The 2,856-nt window shown below is 63.9% G+C and carries 3 protein-coding genes; all 3 read left to right on the forward strand.

Features of this window, described 5'->3' with window-relative positions; genetic code table 11:
• Positions 1–1,452, forward strand: a 1,452-nt coding sequence (gene ilvA / locus FEM54_RS29545) for a threonine ammonia-lyase, biosynthetic (RefSeq protein ID WP_138453954.1), incomplete at its 5' end; no start/stop codon positions are given.
• A gap of 40 nt (positions 1,453–1,492) precedes the next feature.
• Positions 1,493–1,906: a DUF2269 family protein gene (locus FEM54_RS29550; RefSeq protein WP_017139504.1), complete on the forward strand. Its 414-nt coding sequence runs from the start codon at positions 1,493–1,495 to the stop codon at positions 1,904–1,906.
• A 4-nt stretch (positions 1,907–1,910) separates the two neighbouring features.
• The coding region (locus FEM54_RS29555; protein WP_138453955.1) for an NAD-dependent epimerase/dehydratase family protein at positions 1,911–2,856 on the forward strand (946 nt) is incomplete at its 3' end.

Consider the following 2,856-nt stretch of genomic DNA (forward strand, 5'->3'; position numbering starts at 1 on the left):
CCCTTGCAGACCGCGCGCCAGCTCTCCGAGCGGCTGGGCAACAAGGTCTGGCTCAAGCGTGAAGACTTGCAGCCGGTGTTCTCGTTCAAGATTCGCGGTGCCTACAACAAGCTGACCCAACTGAGCGCCGAAGAACGCGCGCGCGGCGTGGTCACCGCTTCTGCGGGCAACCACGCCCAGGGCCTGGCCCTGGCGGCCAAGGTGCTGGGGGTGAAAGCCACCATCGTGATGCCCAAGACCACGCCGGAGATCAAGGTCGAAGGCGTGCGCTCGCGTGGCGGCAAAGTGGTGCTGCACGGTGATTCCTTCCCGGAAGCCCTGGCCTACTCGCTGAAACTGGTCGACGAAAAAGGCTACGTTTACATTCACCCTTACGATGATCCACACACCATTGCCGGGCAGGGCACCGTGGCGATGGAGATTCTGCGCCAGCACCCTGGGCCTTTGGACGCGATTTTTGTACCCGTGGGCGGCGGCGGGCTGATCGCCGGGATTGCGGCGTATGTGAAATACCTGCGCCCGGAAATCAAGATCATCGGCGTCGAGCCGGATGACTCCAACTGCCTGCAAGCCGCCATGGCCGCAGGCGAGCGCGTGGTGCTGCCAACGGTCGGCATCTTTGCTGATGGCGTGGCGGTGGCGCAGATCGGCCAGCACACCTTTGATATCTGCAAAGACTATGTAGACGAAGTGATCACCGTCAGCACCGACGAAATCTGCGCGGCCATCAAGGACATCTACGACGACACCCGCTCCATCACCGAGCCTGCGGGTGCGCTGGGCGTGGCGGGTATCAAGAAATACGTGGAAACCCGTGGCGTGACCGGGCAGACCCTGGTGGCCATCGACTCCGGCGCCAACGTCAACTTCGACCGCCTGCGCCATGTGGCCGAGCGCGCCGAGCTGGGTGAAGGCCGCGAAGCCATCATCGCCGTGACCATCCCCGAGCAACCGGGCAGCTTCAAGGCGTTCTGCGAGGCCGTGGGCAAGCGCCAGATCACCGAATTCAACTACCGCTACCACTCCGGCCGCGAGGCGCACATCTTCGTGGGTGTGCAGACTCACCCGGAAAACGACCCGCGCAGCGCGTTGATCGCCAGCCTCACAAGCCAGGGTTTCCCGGTGCTGGACCTGACCGAAAACGAGCTGGCCAAGTTGCACATTCGCCATATGGTGGGTGGCCATGCAGCCAAAGTCAGCGACGAGCTGGTGTTTCGCTTCGAATTCCCCGAGCGTCCGGGCGCGCTGTTCAACTTTCTTAACAAATTAGGCGGGCGCTGGAACATCTCGATGTTCCACTATCGCAACCACGGCGCAGCCGACGGCCGTGTGGTCGCAGGCCTGCAAGTGCCGACAGACGAGCGCCACCTGGTGCCGGCCGCATTGGCAGAAATCGGCTACCCGTATTGGGATGAAAGCGAAAACCCGGCTTACCAGCTGTTCCTCGGTTGAGCGACTACGCTGACTGGGCGGCCTTTAAGGAATCAAGACCATGGAAACGCTGACCACCCTCAAGGTTATTCACATCACCGCCACCGTGTTGCTGTTGCTCAGCGGCCTCGGGCTGGCGGTACTGGCCTGGCGCAAACGCAGCGCCGGCCCGGCGGTTACCGTGCAACGCCCGTGGGCGTTCGTGTGGTTGCTGATGGGCGTTTGCGTGGTCAGCATGCCGTTCACCGGCTGGTGGCTGGTGCATCTGCTCGGCTGGCCGCTGGGGCAAACCTGGATTTTGGGTTCCAGCATTCTCTACACCGTGGCGGCACTGGCGTGGTTCTGGCTGGTGGCGCGGCTTAATCGCCTGCGTAAGGGCGAGGGCGGTAGCCTGAATTTCACCCTGGTGCTGGCGGTGGTCAGCCTGGTGGGGTTTGTAGCGATTGCCGGGTTGATGGGCGCCAAGCCGGTTTAACCGTATGAATATTCTGCTTGTCGGCGCCACCGGCTTTGTCGGTGGCCACTTGCTGCGCGCCCTGCAGCAGGCTGGGCACAGTGTGATCGCGACGTGTCGCAAGCCTCGATGTCAGGGCTGGCCAGGGGTGCAATGGCAGGCGCTGGATTTGGGCCGGTTGGCTGCCGACTCAGGTTGCTGGGTGTTTCCTGAGTCGGTCGATTTAGTCATCAATGCGGCGGGGTTGCTGAGCGTGGATGCGGCCGAGCTGAGCCGCGTCCAGGATCAGGGCGCCCGCGCGCTGTTTGATCTGGCCGCCCATCACGGTGTGCGAGTGTTGCAGATCTCAGCCCTCGGCGCCTCAGCGCAATCGGATGTGCCATTTCTTGCCAGCAAAGGCGCTGCTGACGACTATCTGCTGAGCCTTGGCGTACCCGCCGTGGTGCTGCGGCCTTCGCTGGTGGTGGGCGAGGGGGGCGCCAGCAGTGCCTGGTTGGCGGGGCTGTCGCCCTGGCCGCTGATTCCATTGCTGGACCTCAACGCTCAACTGCAGCCGGTGCATATCGACGACCTGGTCGGCGCGGTGCTGGCCGTGTTGCGCCAGTGGCCTGCCGAATCATTGGTACTGCCGTTGGTGGGGCCAGCACCGATGCGGCTCGCTCAAGTCATTGATCACCTGCGCGTCGCTCAAGGCTGGCGCGCAGGCCGATACCTGCAAGCGCCATTGCTGGGGTTGGGCGGCTGGCTGGGTGATCGCCTGGGCTGGCGCGCCTTGAACTCACAGAGCATTGCCCTGGCTCAGCGGGATAACGTCGCTGACCCCGAGGTGCTGGCGTCGGTCTGCGGCTACACCGCCGCGCCGTTAGCCTCACGCCTGCAAGGCTGGCCCACGGCGGCCCAAAGCAGCCAGCGCACCATTCGCCCGCTGATGCTGGCGGTATTGGTGCTGATCTGGCTGGGGACGGCGGCGG

This window comes from Pseudomonas edaphica (assembly GCF_005863185.1).
In the GTDB taxonomy this organism is placed as follows: domain Bacteria; phylum Pseudomonadota; class Gammaproteobacteria; order Pseudomonadales; family Pseudomonadaceae; genus Aquipseudomonas; species Aquipseudomonas edaphica.